The following is a 16,747-nucleotide window of genomic DNA, read 5'->3' as shown; positions in this document are numbered from 1 at the left end:
ATTACAATTTAATGATTTTGAATGCTTCATTCTGATTGCCAGTCACTTAATGGTAGAATATACCATTTGATGTTTTCAGGATTATCAGGTAATTGAATGTAACCCTGGTATTTAAAGCCTAATTTTTCCAATATGCGACACGAACCTTGATTTTCGTCCGTGGTGATTCCACTCACTTGCTTTTGATTGTATTTTTCAAATGCCAGTTTGACCATAGCTTGTGCACCTTCGTAGGCGTATCCTCTACCTTCAAAGTCAGGCAGAAGCGCATATCCTATATCCATTCCTTCAACACCTTCTCTATCATGAAGGCTACAGGTCCCTACTGAAAGACCTGATTCTTTTTCAACCATCACGTGATTTACGAATCCTTTTTTAGCTAAATCAGGATCCATCCGATCCGCCATATATTGAAGCGCATCTTCCTTCGTATAGACTGATCGATCTCCAATGTTTTGATGCCATTTATCGGTGTTCATCAACTTCAAAAGAAAGTTGGCATCATCAGATGTTATAGGTCTTAAGTATAATTGCAGCGTTTCCATTTTAAATAAAAAAGACAGCTAACTATGTCAGCTGTCTTTCTAATTCATTTATTGGGTCATGAAGATTCTGCCAGGGATAATTTTTTGGTGTTATCCTCAGGATTTCTGTCAATGAGTTTATTCAAAGGATCTACTCCAGCAGATGAAGGTTTTTGATCAACCTCGATTTCAATCACATTATCATCACTTGAGAATTTATGTTTTTTCAAGTAGATAAATTTTTCATCTCCATTCTCATCTTCGGTGTAAACGCCCACATCAATCCAATCATTGATAGCTACCTGGGTTGACAATCCAAGACTGTCGGATTCCATTTTCTTGGTGTTTAATTCAAGTTTCACCAAAAATTTATCATCACCAAGTTCCTGATAAGTAGCATCATCAACCTTATTTTCGTACAGGATGATTTTATCAAAAAAGTCAGTAATTACCTCTTGTAAACTGTCAGGAGTAACTTCTCGCAAATAACCAATCAAATCAATGGTTGTTGCGTAACGTCCGTTTCGTTCAAGTGTATTATTTCCCCAATCTATAATGAGACGATTGAGTGCAACATTAACACTGTCCTCACCTATGTAATCCTGTAATGCATACATGATATTGGCACCTTTTCCATAGTGGATATAAGCTTGGTTCTCTGCCAATGCTAAAGGCATTTCCTTTTTCTGTTCAGTAGTTCTTCCCCTCAAATACCTGTTTAGCTCCTCTTTGAGAAACTCTTTGAGATGCTCTTGCGGATACTCCTGCTTCATCACCATTAGGGCAGAGTATTGTGAAAGTGTCTCTGAAAGAACGGCACTACCCTGTACATTGGCTGGAAATAGTTGATGTCCCCACCACTGGTGAGCCAGCTCATGAGCTGTGACAAAATAGGTGACATCCACATCATCTTCTTCCTCAACCTTCACCATGAAGCCTATAGCTTCTGAGAAAGGTACCGTGTTAGCAAAAGATTGAGCAAATGAGGCATATCGAGGGAATTCCAGGATTCTCATTTGACGATACTGATAGGGACTGAAGTTTTCTGAGAAATATTTGAAGGAATGTTTCATGCCCTTCATCATACTCTCCAAGTTGTATTCATGTCCCTTGTGGTAATAAATGCCCAAATCAATTTCTCTATTTGTTGAGTCATTTAATGCAATGGTTGTTTTGTCTTTGACCACCTCATACTCAGCGGAAACGATATTAAAAAATGGCATCATTTTTTGATCCATTTTGTAATGGAAATAGCGTCTGCCATTTTCTTCCCATTCACGTTGTAGGTAACCAGGTGCAATCGCAATTTGATCAGGAACGGTTCCCACTATAATCTCAAAATCAATTCCATGTGAATCATCGCTAATAAAGTTCTGACCTAATCCAATTGGATTATCTCGCCCCATCATTCGCTCTTTAGGCTCCAAATCATTGTCTTTCCTGTCATCATCGCTTCCAAGCTCATTACCGGCACTATAACCCAGGCTTGGGAAGCTACCATTGTTTAAAAAGGTGCCATTGAATACAATGCTGGTGTTCGAACCGGACTCTTTAAAACCTTTGGTATCAAAAAAATATTTGAAATCCATGGTGATTGAATCCCCTGGCATCAATGGATCATCTAACTTATGAATGTATAACGATATTCATCATAGCTTTCTACGATGGTAGTAGGTCTGCTAAAGGTTACGGTTTCATAGGTAAGATCCTCGTCCAGTCCAAGTTGTAAATGGATGCTGTCAATGGGCTGATCTTCAAAATTCTTAAGAATATAAGTCCCCTCCATGCTGTAATCTCTGTCGTATGGATACAATTCAGACTGTACATTCATGGAAGTAATTTTAGGCTGTTTAATGAATTCGTACTTCTTCAATGCTCGTTCGTAATCAGCTTGTATTGCCTCCTGCTCATCAGAATTCCTGTAAGTATTTTCAATATTGGTGTTGTAGAAAATATAGCAACCCGATAAGATGAAAGTTAGAAATGTGGTTATAATGAGTGTCATAATTGGTCTGGATAACCTCAATTTTCCAATGTGCCATCTCCATTTCATGGCAGCTTCTGAACCTCTTACTGCAAAAACCACTGCGACTCCAAAAAGGAAGATGCTGAATGCAAGCCAGTATAGGTCAAACCATGAAAAGCTTGTCACAAAGTGACCATAACCATTCATTTCTGAATAGGTGCCTAGACTGGCACTTCCAAACTGGAATAAACTATGTTCTACACCTAATAAATCAAGGATCCCGGTGGCAATAAAGAAAACGATCACCACTGCATGTCCAAGAAACTTATTATTGACCATCACCTGCACAAAAAATGCAAGCAGTGAGAATAAAATGACAAAGGACATGGTTTCTGAAAACAGCGTATAGAAGTAAACAGGGATATCAAATTTATAATATCCTTTGAATGCTTGAATGACTACTCCAGACCCAATCAGGAAAAGATTGAGAATGACAAATACGAGCATTAAACCTAAGAATTTGCTCACCAGACTAATAAAGTCAGGCATGGGGAGTGCATCCTGGATTAGATTGATTTTCACATCTCGTTCACGCCACACCAACTCTCCGGAATAGAAAACCAGAATGATCAAAAAGAACAGACCAAATGACCCGGTTATCAATTCTAACATTAAGTAGGTGGTAGGGTAAGTGTACGTTCCAAAAACCCTTCCAACGAAGAATGAATTAACAATCATTAGAAAGAGACCAAATGCAATAATGGCCTGAAAGGGAATGCTTTTGATCACTGTTTTGAAGTAAAACCAGGTCTGTTTTCTTAGTTGAAGCATATACGTTCCAAAACCAAAGTTGAAACTCACTGTTGGGATTGATATACTTGTTTTGGAAGCAGATTCTGCTTTAGCAGCTTTTTTCTTGAACCATGACTTTCTCACCACATTGAAGCTGAATGAAAAATATCCGATAATGAGTGCTACTAATCCAATCCCAGTCCACATCAAACGATTCCACATGACTACCCCATCAAAGGGTACTACCATGCTGTTTTGTTCTGCGACAGTCCAGTACTGAATTTTATTTTGAATGGTTCGAATGGCAAAAGGATCAATGAGGGCTGCAAGGTTTCTGTTGTCTACCTCACTCGTTAATATGAGTGCCACTTGATACACTGCGAATAGTAAGATCCATTGAGCATAAACCGTCACCATTTTTCTGGAAAGTGCACCTGTCACAAAAAACAGTGCACTTGAAAAGAATAGATTGGTTAATACAATCGTGATAAAAGGCTGGATGTAATGATAAAGATTGAAAGGCAACATTTTATCCTTGTCTGGATTGAATAACTCACCCAGCATGAAGCCAAGCATCATTCCAAAGAAGACGAATAGAACCACAAGGAAGGATCCAAGAAACCGTCCAAGCATATAATCGAACTTGGAAATTGGTGTAGTAAATAACATAGACTCTGTGTTGTGCTCAAAGTCTCTCAAAACAGCTACACCCATGATGGCTGATGTTATCATCATCATGATACCAGAAAGTATAGCCATCATATTAGCAATGGTGGTAGGAGAGTTTTCTTTTACCAGCCCTGATCCTCCACCAACCTGAATGATATCGGTACTCATAGTTAGTACCGCCATTAGAAATAATATCGCAAAGTAGATGTAAGTAGCTGGTCGCTTTTTTCGATACTGAAGTTCGAATTTTAATATTTTAAACCACATGATTTTTAATTTTTAGGGTTGGGAATTAAGCTGGAACTGCTTCCTGCTGTGTGGAGGACAGAATGTGTGAGAAGTACACATCTTCCAGATCAGCTTCTACACTCTCGAACGATGTGTCAGGTTTGGTATCTGACAACACGTGGATCTCCGGTTTTCCGGCAATGAGGCGATCAGAAATAACAGTGAATTCACTCTGATACTGTTCCAATTCGGCTTTTTCAATCTTTTTCTTCCACACTTTGCCTTGAATTTCATTCAATGCATTCGATGGACTGCCTTGATAGAGTACGGTCCCCAAATTGATGATTGCCATGCTGGTGCATAGTTCCTTTACATCATCCACAATATGCGTACTCAGGATTACTACTGTATTTTCACCAAGCTCACTCAAGAGATTCAGGAATCGATTTCTCTCTGCGGGATCAAGGCCAGCGGTAGGCTCATCTACAATTATCAGCTTAGGGTTTGAAAGTAACGCTTGCGCAATACCAAATCGTTGCTTCATACCACCTGAATAACCACCTAGGTTTTTCTTTCTTGATTGCCACAGATTTGTTTTGTGTAAGAGAGACTCTACAAGCTCTTTTCTTTCTTTCTTATTGGAAACCCCTTTTAAAACTGCAAGATGATCGAGCAGCACTTCGGCGGATACTTTTGGGTACACACCAAATTCTTGAGGCAGGTATCCCAGGATTTTTCTGACTTCATCTTTTTCCTTCAATACATCCAGATTCCCTAGCATGATGCTACCAGTGTCTGGTTCCTGAAGAGTAGCGATTGTACGCATAAGACTCGATTTCCCTGCTCCATTGGGTCCCAATAGGCCAAACATACCTGTTGGTATTTCCATCGAAACATCGTTTAGCGCCTTCACGCCATTGGAATATGTTTTTGAAAGATTGCTGATAGTTAGATTCATTGTGATTGCTTTTTTAGTATTATGATGCAGTTAGTGATACAGAAGTATCAATATATTTTATTTTATTGATCCGAGGTGACACGAAATGATAAATGGTCGATCTTGTATGTTGGATGACTAAAGTTTGGTGTTTGCTGGGTGGTTGTATACCCCTATTCCCTTGCGAATGACGAAAGGAGTGAGACTTGGGAATCTTTGAAGTGTGGTTAACAGAGACTTCCATGACTCGAATAGCCGATGCTATTCTCCCAAGGGAGTACGGATCTGTAGAATTCCGCCCTGTTTTGTGTCACCATAAGCCTTACAGCATATTTCATTTCGATTCGTAAGGACACGAACCGAGGCGTGAAAATAACACCCCAATTCCCTTGCGAATGACGAAAGGAGTGAGGCTTGGAATCTTTGAAGTGTGGGTAACAGAGACTCCCATGACTCGAATAGCCGATGCTACTCTCCCAAGGGAGTAAGGATCTGTAGAATTCTGCCCTGGTTTGTGTTACCACAAGCCTTACAGGATTCGTGAAGACACGAACCGAGGCGTGGTTAATAACACCCCAATTCCCTTACGAATGACGAAAGGAGTGAGACTAGGGAATCTTTGAAGTGTGATTAACAGAGTCTCCCATGACTTGAATAGCTGATGTTATTCTCCCAAGGGAGTAAGGATCTGTAGAATTCTGCCCTGGTTTGTGTTACCACAAGCCTTACAGGATTCGTGAAGACACGAACCGAGGCGTGGTTAAATAATACCCCTATTCCCTTGCGAAGGACGAAAGGAGTGAGACTTGGGAATCTTTGAAGTGTGGGTAACAGAGACTCCCATGGCTCGAATAGCCGATGCTATTCTCCCAAGGGAGCAAGGATCTGTAGAATTCCGCTCTGGTTTGTGTCACCAAAAACCTTAGAGCAACATTCATTTCGATTCGTGAGGACACGAACCGAGGCGTGAGGTAATAATACCCCTATTCCCTTGCGAATGACGAAAGGAGTGAGGCTTGGGAATCTTTGAAGTGTGGTTAACAGAGACTCCCATGACACGAATAGCCGATGCTACTCTCCCAAGAGGGAGTACGGATCTGTAGAATTCCGCCCTGTTTTGTGTCACCACATACCTTACCACAACATTCATTTCGATTCGTGAGGACACGAACCGAGGCGTGAGGTAATAATACCCCTATTCCCTTGCGAATGACGAAAGGAGTGAGGCTTGGGAATCTTTGAAGTGTGGTTAACAGAGACTCCCATGACTCGAATAGCTGATGTTATTCTCCCAAGGGAGTACGGATCTGAATGAATTCTGCCCTGTTTTGTGTCACCACAAACCTTAGAGCAACATTCATTTCGATTCGTGAAGACACGAACCGAGACGTGGAGGAATACAGGCTAATTGGTTGTTACATCACTCCGGATGATAAATGCGTTCAGCATTTTTCCTTACCTCATCGATATCCAGGGTCATTGGCTTTCGCTTTTGGCTAAGGAATAATGGAATCTGGTCATTATAGTGCGGACTATCTGGTCGGGTGGATGCACCAAATACGTTGACCGTCTCAATAATTGGAAGACCTTCTTTTGGGTACCGAACCATCATAATATACGATTCGCCGGTCTTCGCTCGCACTTTTCCTTCACCCATATAATCAGAATTAATGGCTGCAATAACATCCGGTAACCCGCCGATTGGGTATTCGTCATCCCCTCGTACTAATTTTTGATATTCACCAAGTGTTACCTCAATCTTCCCGAAATAACGAAGCAGGTATCTTCTCACATAATCGACAGCTTTATAATACTGCTCGGCTGAAATGTTTTTGACATCAATCTTATCTGAAATGCGGGCTAATCCTTTATATAAAATATTCAGGTGTGCAGCACCCATTGCATCCACATCTGCATTCTTATTCCAATTCTGAATAATCTCCAAAACCAATGAAGAGGAATCAGCCAGATCTGGGTCCAGATCAAAAACCGGATTCAGATTAATCCAATATACCAGTGAATCGGGAAGTGTTGCGTCATATTTAATGTCTAAGAAATCGTTCCAACTAAGTTCGTCATCCTGATCAATCAATTCCATGAACCGAAAGCTTCGGTTGTTGTCAAATGCACGATATCCCATGGTAGAATCGTAATCAGACACGTTGAGATTGTCAGTTGGAGCTGTTGCATTAAAAGCTCCATTGTTGGTGTTAAAAAGATATCCTGATGAAGGGTTTGTGATCTGTGGAAGATCGGTAAATGGATGGTATCCCTGAGGAATTGTTTCTGATGTGTTCCCTTGAATAGTGGAGCTCCAGTCGTATTTAGGATTCCTCACAGGCACTTTGCCATTGCCTACGTAAAAGAGGCTGTCGTATTTGTCTGCATAAACGATGTTGAAACTGGGTATGGCAGTCATGGACAAAGCTTCTTTGAACTCCGTAAGGTTGGTGGCTTTGTTCATTTTATACCACTGCTCGATTGCACGAATTTCATCAAATACAGCCATATGAAAAGCGAAAGCTCCTTTGTCATTCTTCACCACCGGCCCATAAACCGAGTGAAAAGCCTCTCGTTTCACTCCGATTTTGATTCCCAGGAAGACTTTTACTTTCAGCTTGATCTTTCGTTTTTCGAGCTCCAGCCACTCATCGTCTACCCGGTACAGGTTCACTTCTTCGGGATGCATTTCCAGTTGAAATACATCACGCTTATCAAAGTAGTTGACCGTATGAGCCCAACCCAGATGTTCATTGGTGCCATGAAAGATCACCGGTCCACCAGGAAATAATCCTCCCAGCATGTTCCAGCCCTCATCACTGACCAGGTGTGCTTCATACCATGCCGCAGGACCTTCCAATGGTTGATGAGAGTTTACTGCCAGAAACACTTCATCACTTGTTGTCTTTTTTCGACTGATTGCAAAAGCATTGGAACCCTTCGTTTCAAAATCGACCGTATCAATATTCCCATCAAAAAGATTCCGAATAAGGTTATCTGCTCCATCCTGAACAGCCAACTGTAGCACATAGGCTTTGAATATATCGGTGAGTGTGACTGGAAATGCTTTTTTTACCAACACTTCATCTTTGTGCGATTTGGCATATGCATTTATTCCTGCAATGTATCCTTCTGCAATTTTGATGAAGGCCGGATTCACTTCATCCAGATGCTCGTTAACAATTTCTTCACATCGTAAGAGTCCAACAACATAGTCAATCGGAGCTCCATCAGGTCCCTGATATCGTCCCATCATTTGCTTGGCTGCCAGCAAGATTTCCTGTATGGTTTTAAAGTCATCTTCTGCATGAGCCCAGGCTAAACCATAGGAAACCTGGGCATCTGTTGGTGCATAGATATGTGGCACACCCCACTCATCACGAATGATTTCTATTTCAGATGGGTTGAATTGCCCCTTGCAGATCGTGCATCCAAGAAGCAATATCAGACTTAGTAATCGCATGGTTAATCCTCAGGTCTTTCTGCTGTTAATTTAAGATTTTATTACGTGCTGTTTTTGGTTCTTAATTAAAAGTGGTCTCTATTTCAATTAGATTCCCATGACTCAAATGACTATCGTCATTTTCCCAAGGGAATAAGGTTGAGAAAGGAACCCGATTCCCTTGCGAACGACAGGAGAGTGAGACTTGGGAATCTCCAACTCCAATTAATCCTCCAATATCACTGCTGGTAAATCGAGTTTCTTATACAAATCATTAAATGTTTTCAACTCCACATTGATCAGCTCATCTCTGCGAACAGCATACGATTCCCATTCTTGTTTCAGGTCGTCAAAACGTTCTTTAGCTCCTTGCGTCAATCGTGGATCAGCCACATCGACGAACGATTTCAAACTCATCATCTGACTGTTCAATTGATTTTGGAAGTTGATCACATCCTGAAATGTTTCCTGTTTTGGTTGGATGAGTTCGTTTTCCCAATCTTCTATTTTCTGAATCAAAGCTTTTGCAGTGTCCAATAAGTCCTTGGCTTCTTCATTGCCTTTCAGCCTTTTCTGATAGGCCTGAAGTTGTGCCTTTCCTGAACGCATAGTATTCACGCTTTCGTGCATGTCTCGGATCATGTCTTCTATTGCTGTAAGCATGTTTTGTTGTGCATTCCATGCTGTTTCGGAATATTCCTGTCCTGGTACTTCCAGAATATTCACTTGAATGGACGAAGTGTCTTTCTCCGTCATCAGCTTGATTGTGTATGCGTCTGGTGCAACTCTTGATCCAGTGTAATCACCAAAAGAGAACACGCCATCTACTGCTGGAAGCGTCTCTCGCTTAAAATCCCAGGTAAAGCGATTGATGCCTTTTTCGACAGGAAGCACCTGAGGAGCTGGTGGGCCACCTTGCCAGGTTTTGAAAGACTCATCTTTTTGGCTTGAGTAGCTTCGGATGACCTCTTCTCCGTTTAGTATTTCTACTTTCAATTCCACGCTATCCGGCAATTCTTCACTAAGGAAGTAATTAAAGGACACACCTGAAGGAGGATTCTTTCCAGCTTCGACCGGTGCACTGCCTCCTAGGATTCGGTAATGATTTTCTTTGGTAAACAATGCACCATTATTCTTTTCCTTGCCTAAAGATCCCTGAATGGCACTTAAGTCATCCAAAATCCAGAATGATCGTCCGGCCGTAGCAGCCACCAGATCATTTTGTCTGATCGTTAAATCATTAATTGGAACTACCGGTAAGTTTAGTTGAAGTTTGGACCAGTTTGCACCATCGTCTGGTGACACGTAGAGTCCGGTTTCCGTACCTGCATAAAGTAAACCCCTCACCTTAGGGTCTTCTCGAACTACCCGAGGGAATCCATTTGGATCATTAAACCCATTCGTTATTTTAATCCATGTTGCACCATAGTCATTGGTTTTGAAAACAAGCGGGGTAAGGTCATTGAACTTGTATCGCATCACTGTGATGTAGGCAGTAGCCGGGTCATGAGGCGAAACCTCTATCGAGTTGATAATTCCCTCCTGCAATCCCTTGGGTGTGACGTTGGTCCAATTAGCTCCTTCATCTTTTGTGATGTGCACCAGCCCATCATCCGAGCCAACCCAAATCACTCCTTTTTCATGCGGAGAGGCGGCTAGGTACATGATTGTGTTATAGTTTTCTCCACCTGCAGCTTCGTTGGTGAATGGATACCCTCCGGGACCTTGCTTGGTGGTGTCATTTCTTGTCAGGTCTGGTGATATGGTCTCCCATGTTAGTCCGCCATCCGCAGTTTTGAAAACGATGTTCCCAGCATGATAAATGATCCTTGGATCATGAGGAGACGCAACAATTGGTGCGTTCCAGTTGAATCGATGACTAAAATCTATTGGTATACCACTTAAACGTTGTTCGAGGTATTGCATGATAGGTTTTCCTTCACCGGTTGATTTCACCCATCTTTCGATGATGCCCTGATAACAGCCCCCATAGACAACATCCGGATTTTTAGGATCAAAGGCCAGGTAAGCACTTTCACACCCGGCTACAGAATACCAGTCTTTCCAGCCAATGCCCCAACCATTGGTTCTACTTGGAATGGCAATAGCTGAATTGTCTTGTTGACCTCCATATACATTGTAAGGAACTAAATCATCTGTGATCACTCGATAAAATTGGGCTGTCGGTTGGTTTTGCTGAGTCGACCAGCTATCTCCTCCATTGAAAGAAACATTTGCTCCACCATCATTGGAGTTTATCATCAGTTGGTTGTTTGTGGGATTAATCCACAAATGATGATTGTCTCCATGAGGAACAGACACATTGGAGAAGCTTCTACCTCCATCGATGGATTTCATCACCGGTGCATTGAGTACAAAAACCTTATTCTCATCCTGTGGATCGGCAAATACCTCCATGTAGTACCATGAGCGGGTAATTAATACACGGTTCTTGTTGATTTGTGACCAATTTTTCCCAGCGTCATCTGATCGGTATAACCCACTATTACTGCTTTCCGCTTCAATAATTGCAAAGACAAGATCAGGATTTGCTCTGGAAACAGAAATGCCAGCTTTACCAAATTCTTCCGGTAATCCTTCTTCCATTTTTTTCCATGTTTCGCCACTATCCACAGATTTATAAAGCCCCGATCCTGGTCCACCGGATCTTACCGTCCATGGGTAGCGCTGATGATCCCACATGGCAGCATATAAGATACGTGGATTTGTCATGTCCATGGATAGGGAAGAGGCTCCAGTGTCATTATCAACAAATAAAACTTTACGCCAGTTAGCACCTCCATCAATGGATTTGAAAACTCCTCGTTCACTGGAAGGTCCGTATAGTGCACCTTGAACGGAAACATACACGATATCGGGATTGGCAGGGTGAATGACAACATCTGAAATATGCATGGACTTATCGAGTCCAATGTTTTTCCACGTTTTTCCAGCATCTGTGCTCTTGTATACACCATCGCCATTTGAAGTCATTACACCACGTACGGCATGTTCGCCCATTCCGACGTAAACAACATTGGGATCAGATTCAGACACGGAGATAGCCCCGACAGTTCCAGTTTTCAATTGGCCATCTGAAATGTTTTTCCAGTTGATGCCTCCATCAATGGTTTTCCAGATTCCTCCTCCGGTCGTTCCCATATAATAGGTCATGGGGTCATTTACCACACCGCATGAAGCAACACTTCTGCCACCTCGGGTAGGGCCAATGTTTCGCCATTTGAGTCCTTCATAAAGCGATGCATCTATTTTTTCTGAATCGTTTGATTTATTTTTTTTCTGTGCATCGACCGCAGTTAGGGTAAGCACTGCTGCTAGTATAAAGAGGTATTTTTTCATGATAAAATAGGTTGGGTTATGGTGAGTTAAGTTTAAAATCCTGGTAGAATCATCACAGCATTTTGCATCATTCGGGATGGCCCGAGCCAGAACATTCGGTACTGCGTGTTATCAATCAGGTAGACGATCTTTCCTTCACCCAATGAGGCAACACCTGCGAATGAAAGCCCTGCGATATGCTCCAGGTTTTCTTTAGATGCATAGCCCGCAACTAAAAGTTGGGACGGGTCTTTATCGTAATACCCGACTGTTTGCACCTTATCTGATGGAATGATTCCATCATTTCCAAACTTGAGGGTATACAGGTTTTCTTTTAGGCCAAAGGCCAACGGATGTGTAGTGTCAATGATCGCGTTCATCGCTGAACCTGGTACTCTACGCTTTCCGAAATAGTCCTCCCGGTCTGCATATTTCAAATAGTGGCGTTCATCGCTGCTGTCCTTTGGACTTTTCTTCATTTCCACTTCAGTGATTTCTGAATTTTCTTTTGTGAAAAACGATGCAGCACTTTCTGTAGCAATCAAGGTTCCTCCATCACTGACCCACTCTTTGATTTCTTTTTGCTGCTCTTCACCAAATAATGCTTTTAGTGTGTTTCCACCTCCTGGGAGGATTAGTACATCATAATCTTTCAGGTCAACACCTCCAAAGCGGAATCCCTGCTTTGGAAGACTGGTCTGTTCCAGCGCAGTTGTTCGGATGCGCTCGATAGGCAGTTGCGTTATCCAATCGAAAAGAAAATAAATCTGTCCTCCGGTATAGGAGCTAAAAGGGGGATCTACCATCATCGCAATTTTCGGTTGCTTAACTGGTCGATTTCCGGTGTTTGCCAAATCCATTCCGGTAAGCATTCTACCAGAATTAAAGCCTACAATCTTTACGCCTGAGGCAAGCGCGATTTTCATGATATCCTCATCAATGGTTTTTGATTTTTCTCGATTGCGACCTTTCAATATGATGAGTGAACCAGCTGGGAACTGATAATTCCCATCACTGAATGGTTTTTCCGCAGATCTCACATTGTATTTTTTTGCCCATAGCATGGAAAGTGCTTGTGGAGCATTGCGCTGCGACCAATCGATCACGTATGCATATTTTGATTCATTGTTAACCACCTCTCCTTGACTTTCAGGCATCTCAATCACCTCTTGCATATCCACAGAAAAACTTCCTGCTGTCGACCAGGCCTCAATGTTGTAAGCAATAGGAGCTGACCAGGTGGCCATGTCATACATCACAGAGTCTTCAATAGCCATGTTTCGCTCCATGATGCTATTAATAAAAAGTGCTCGGGGCTGATCTGTTGGAACGATATATGTCCCTTGTGGAAGAGATCTTCTCCCCGTTATGCCTGTGCGATAATCTTTTGCTGAAGCTAGCTGGAAGTTGCCTTTTGACTGGTAAACTGAAACGCCATTACGTTTCAATACACGAACAAGTTCATCGGCATACATATCGTTATTAGAAAAGAAGTAGGCTTTTGTATTCGTCTTGCTGTTGGTTGGTTTCCAGGCATTGTAGCTGTATTGAAGCAATTCTTTTCGGTTGTTCGCAGATGCCTTGATGGTAGCAAAGGAGGTGGTGTAATGATCAAAAATACGTTGACGTAACGTCAGGTGATAGCCATCATCGGTTTCAACAATTCGTCCACCAGCGGAGTGACCTCCTTGCTCAGTAAGCATTCCGATAGCACCCATGACACTCGGCCAACTTGATCCATATCCTGGATAAAAGAAGTCGAAAGCATCTCTTGTGAAATAGTTGATTTGGTGCTTGTCAAACTCAGCGATGTTGGCATCACCAAAAACTTTGGACCATGGTTCGTAAGCATCCGGAAGAAGCTTATTTCTGGGAGTCGTTCCAGGCATGGTGAAGTAGTTGGAATTATAGCCTTGCTCATGGTAATCCACATGCACTTGTGGCATCCACTTTTGATATTCTCCGGTATGCCCTCTGGATTCAGGATGCACGCCCCATATCCAGTCTCTGTTAAGGTCAAACCAATAGTGATTGGTTCTTCCACCAGGCCAGTCTTCAAAGTGCTCCAGATCTTTAGGCTCGACAGCCGCTCGCCCTAATCGTTTCATTGATTTGTACCAATAGACATATCGGTCTCTTCCGTCTGGATTGATGCAGATGTACATGATGATGACCGAATTTTTAAGAATGTCTAGTGTTTCCTGATCATTGGCAGATGCCATTCGATAAGCTACTTGCATGGCTGCTTCTGAGGAGGAGGCTTCATTTCCGTGAATGTTGTATGAGAAGGAGGTGAAAACGGGTTGGTTTTCAATGATGGATTGTGCTTCAGCATCTGATGCGGTTAACAGCTTCAAGTGTGTTTCTTTGATAGCATCAATATTGTTGATGTTTTCTTGTGAGGAGATCACCAGGTTGATGAGGGGTCTACCTTCATAGGTAGTACCATATTCATTATACAGCACCCTGGGTGAGGAGGCAGCCAATTCTTTATAGTATTGGACAATGTGCGCATAGCCGGTGAAGTTTTCACCAAGCGGATAATTTAAAAATTGTTGAGGTGAGGGAATGTCTGGATTGACTTGTAAGTCAGGCTCAAATGCGAATCGGACTTGATCAACGACCTGAGGCTGGGCATTCGAAACGAGTGATACAATTCCTGCAATAAGGAATGCAAATAATATTCTCTTCATAAATCTAAAAGGTTAGGATTATGAAGATACAAAGAGCTGATCACTTTGCCTTCGGTAAAGTGATCAGCTGAAATTATTCTATTCAAGTGGTATGAGCGTTAGTATTGCTCAAGAAAATATTTGATGATATCTGTGGTGGTAATGATACCAACCAATTTTTCACCATCAACCACAGGCAGAGCATGGAACTCTCTATTGGCTAAAATTTCTGCGGCCTGTTTTAATGTATCTTCTGATCCCACAGTCTCAGGACTATGCTTCATTACCTGATTGATTGAAAGCATGTCAAAAATTGCTTCATCAGAACCAGATTGTTCATCTCCAAAGGTGTTGCCAAAGCTAATTCTAAGAATATCTGTTTTACTGAGAATGCCAATCAGGTTTTCACCTACAACTACGGGGATGTGCCTGATGTTATGTTTGCTGAATAGCGCATTAGCTTCTTTCAATGAATTGTTCACATTTATAGTCAGTACTTCCTTCGTCATGACGTTGGATACTTTTTCTCTCTTTTTCATGATTGTATAGTTTAATGATTAGTCACTAGAAATTGATGCCCGATGGTAGCGCATCGCTACTTCAGGATCAGGATTTAATGAAATGTTCGCTTCATCTTTTCCTTCATAATCCAAATGGTTCAGTACATATCTGATGGTCTCTAATCGTGCTTTCTTTTTATTATTTGCTTCTATGATGATCCATGGGCTGTAAGACATGTGAGTACGTGAAAACATTTCTTGTTTGTAGTGAGTGTATTTATCCCAATGCTCTTGAGCTTTTTCATCGATAGGGCTTAGCTTCCATTGCTTGAGTGGGTCTCCCTTTCTTGAGTAGAAGCGCTTCTTTTGTTCTGCTTTAGATATGGAGAGCCAGAATTTGATAATTTCTACACCATCTTCGTAAAGCATGTGTTCAAACTCAGGCACCTGCAATAGGAATTTTTTATACTCCTGTTCTGTACAAAATCCCATAACCGGCTCAACAACCGCACGATTATACCAGCTTCGATCATAGAATGCGATTTCTCCGGGATTTGGCAGTGTATTGACATACCGTTGAAAATACCATTGGCCTTTTTCTACTTCTGACGGTTTGCTCAATGCAACTACACGCATAGAACGTGGATTGAGGTGTTCGATGAATCGTCTGATGTTACCACCCTTACCAGCGGCATCTCTTCCTTCAAAGATGATGGCAACTCGACGGTTGTTCATATAGATATCTCGCTGAAGTTTGACCAACTCTACTTGAAGCTGTTTTAGCTCATGCTGATAGTTCAACCCAAACATCAACTTTTCAATGTCATGATTTTTCTCCCTGAGAATTTTTTGAATCCCCTCCTTTGAGTTGATCAATGCCAGATCTTCCCTGGTAAGCTTAAGATGTTTGTTTTCTTGTCCGTTTTCCATCCCCTTTTTCATTGGTTTTAGGCCAAGGTAGATTCGACGACCTTTGCAGAGTAGGATGATGGTCAGGTCAGGTCATGACAATTGTCACAATCAGAAATATTGATATCCTTGTTATGATTTATCTGTAATTGGGAATGTTTAAACCCAGAATGATATCCCGTTTGATGTGTATCAGGTCATCTTTAAATTCTGTCGATTTTACAATACCTACACCACCTCGATTTCTTAGCCTTTGTCTTTTCTGTGACGTAAGCAAAGGATCATCATCAAATAGATAATCGTCTATATAATATGGGATTACTCCAGGCTCTTTAACGGTAATGTGAATATGTTCTGGTTCATCTCTATTAGGATAGGAAGCAGGACGGAACGTATAAAAAGTATACTTACCGTCTTTGTCTGTCTTTATCCAGCCTCTATGTTTACCATGTCTTCTTCCCCATCCCGTAGCATTTGGGGCTGGAGGGTAAACCCCATCTCTGTTGGTATGGTACACATATAATACAACATCACTTGCGGGAGTTTTTCCATCTTTTTTAAATACCGTGCCTGTAAGGATGAGTTTAGGCTCGTTTTGTTCAAATCCAGGAAGAATATCAACATTCGATATCAAATTTGGATTATATTCAAGAGCCGCCTCACACCCTTCACATCTTCCACCAACTTGAGCATGTAAAAAATAGCTTCCCAGATTTACGAGTAACATTAAAATATACTTCATGCATTTTCTTACGAAATCCGAGAGACT

10 protein-coding genes are annotated in these 16,747 nt (G+C 41.7%); all 10 read right to left on the bottom strand.

What is annotated here, in order from left to right; all coding sequences use genetic code 11:
- Positions 1-26: 26 nt before the first annotated feature.
- Positions 27-545, bottom strand: a complete 519-nt coding sequence (locus ACOMC3_RS11170) for a GNAT family N-acetyltransferase (RefSeq protein ID WP_420315969.1) — start codon at positions 543-545, stop codon at positions 27-29.
- Positions 546-601: 56 nt separating this feature from the next.
- Positions 602-2,134: a M1 family metallopeptidase gene (locus ACOMC3_RS11165; RefSeq protein WP_420315968.1), complete on the bottom strand. Its 1,533-nt coding sequence runs from the start codon at positions 2,132-2,134 to the stop codon at positions 602-604.
- 11 nt (positions 2,135-2,145) lie between these two features.
- Positions 2,146-4,218 (bottom strand): ABC transporter permease, encoded by a 2,073-nt coding sequence (locus ACOMC3_RS11160; protein WP_420315967.1) that lies wholly within the window; start codon positions 4,216-4,218, stop codon positions 2,146-2,148.
- Positions 4,219-4,243: 25 nt separating this feature from the next.
- Positions 4,244-5,137, bottom strand: coding sequence for an ABC transporter ATP-binding protein (locus ACOMC3_RS11155; protein ID WP_420315966.1), 894 nt, complete (start codon positions 5,135-5,137; stop codon positions 4,244-4,246).
- Between the two features lie 1,399 nt (positions 5,138-6,536).
- A complete protein-coding gene (locus ACOMC3_RS11150; protein ID WP_420315965.1) occupies positions 6,537-8,579 on the bottom strand; it encodes a penicillin acylase family protein in 2,043 nt (680 codons plus the stop codon).
- A 204-nt stretch (positions 8,580-8,783) separates the two neighbouring features.
- Positions 8,784-11,918, bottom strand: coding sequence for a VPS10 domain-containing protein (locus tag ACOMC3_RS11145; RefSeq protein ID WP_420315964.1), 3,135 nt, complete (start codon positions 11,916-11,918; stop codon positions 8,784-8,786).
- Between the two features lie 32 nt (positions 11,919-11,950).
- Complete coding sequence (locus tag ACOMC3_RS11140; protein ID WP_420315963.1) at positions 11,951-14,590, bottom strand: M14 family zinc carboxypeptidase; 2,640 nt, start codon at positions 14,588-14,590, stop codon at positions 11,951-11,953.
- A gap of 98 nt (positions 14,591-14,688) precedes the next feature.
- Entirely contained in the window at positions 14,689-15,108 is a 420-nt protein-coding gene (locus ACOMC3_RS11135) for a CBS domain-containing protein (RefSeq protein WP_349563042.1), read from the bottom strand.
- An 18-nt stretch (positions 15,109-15,126) separates the two neighbouring features.
- Positions 15,127-16,011, bottom strand: coding sequence for a polyphosphate kinase 2 (gene ppk2 / locus ACOMC3_RS11130; RefSeq protein ID WP_420315962.1), 885 nt, complete (start codon positions 16,009-16,011; stop codon positions 15,127-15,129).
- 106 nt (positions 16,012-16,117) lie between these two features.
- The gene (locus tag ACOMC3_RS11125; protein WP_420315961.1) at positions 16,118-16,720 is read right to left on the bottom strand and encodes an intradiol ring-cleavage dioxygenase; all 603 of its coding nucleotides are present in this window, start codon (positions 16,718-16,720) and stop codon (positions 16,118-16,120) included.
- Positions 16,721-16,747: the final 27 nt, after the last annotated feature.

It is taken from the genome of Ekhidna sp. (assembly GCF_965212185.1).
Lineage (GTDB): Bacteria > Bacteroidota > Bacteroidia > Cytophagales > Cyclobacteriaceae > Ekhidna.
Note: the sequence above shows the minus strand (reverse complement) of the source record. Positions and strands in the feature narration are given on the sequence as shown.

What these genes read in the sequence shown, in the direction of transcription:
- ACOMC3_RS11160 (WP_420315967.1), bottom strand. Translation starts at nt 4,218, where the DNA reads ATGTGGTTTAAAATATTAAAATTCGAACTTCAGTATCGAAAAAAGCGA.
- ACOMC3_RS11140 (WP_420315963.1), bottom strand. Translation starts at nt 14,590, where the DNA reads ATGAAGAGAATATTATTTGCATTCCTTATTGCAGGAATTGTATCACTC.
- ACOMC3_RS11150 (WP_420315965.1), bottom strand. Translation starts at nt 8,579, where the DNA reads ATGCGATTACTAAGTCTGATATTGCTTCTTGGATGCACGATCTGCAAG.
- ACOMC3_RS11125 (WP_420315961.1), bottom strand. Translation starts at nt 16,720, where the DNA reads ATGAAGTATATTTTAATGTTACTCGTAAATCTGGGAAGCTATTTTTTA.
- ACOMC3_RS11135 (WP_349563042.1), bottom strand. Translation starts at nt 15,108, where the DNA reads ATGAAAAAGAGAGAAAAAGTATCCAACGTCATGACGAAGGAAGTACTG.
- ACOMC3_RS11170 (WP_420315969.1), bottom strand. Translation starts at nt 545, where the DNA reads ATGGAAACGCTGCAATTATACTTAAGACCTATAACATCTGATGATGCC.
- ppk2 (WP_420315962.1), bottom strand. Translation starts at nt 16,011, where the DNA reads ATGAAAAAGGGGATGGAAAACGGACAAGAAAACAAACATCTTAAGCTT.
- ACOMC3_RS11155 (WP_420315966.1), bottom strand. Translation starts at nt 5,137, where the DNA reads ATGAATCTAACTATCAGCAATCTTTCAAAAACATATTCCAATGGCGTG.
- ACOMC3_RS11145 (WP_420315964.1), bottom strand. Translation starts at nt 11,918, where the DNA reads ATGAAAAAATACCTCTTTATACTAGCAGCAGTGCTTACCCTAACTGCG.
- ACOMC3_RS11165 (WP_420315968.1), bottom strand. Translation starts at nt 2,134, where the DNA reads ATGCCAGGGGATTCAATCACCATGGATTTCAAATATTTTTTTGATACC.